Source organism: Telluria sp. AZSoR62 (genome assembly GCF_058111565.1).
In genome coordinates this window covers 1-268 of the sequence record NZ_JBYTST010000329.1, presented here as the reverse complement: position 1 = coordinate 268, position 268 = coordinate 1, and the positions used below count along the sequence as shown (strand labels likewise).

General features: G+C 57.8%; 1 protein-coding gene. It reads left to right on the top strand.

Annotated features, from left to right (window positions below):
• A partial coding sequence (locus tag AC3XQU_RS24005) for a hypothetical protein (RefSeq protein WP_489876635.1) occupies window positions 1–268 on the top strand: 268 nt, incomplete at both ends.

The following is a 268-nucleotide window of genomic DNA, read 5'->3' as shown; positions in this document are numbered from 1 at the left end:
AAACTCTCCTGGTGCCGGCGTAGCGAAACACATCCCGCACGGGTGGACGGCTTTCGACAACCGCATTTTCGCTTTGGATGCGAAGGGGGGCCCTGTTCGGTTTATCACCGATCCGCTGGCGGAGTCGTACATCGATATCCCTGGCAGGTACGTGCTCCCCGGGATGCTGCCGCCTGAAGAGTTTGAGGTCAGTGCGGCGTTTGTGGAGTTGCATCACGCAATTGAAAACGCGCTGGGGGTTGGAATAGTGAGCCGACTATTTCGACCT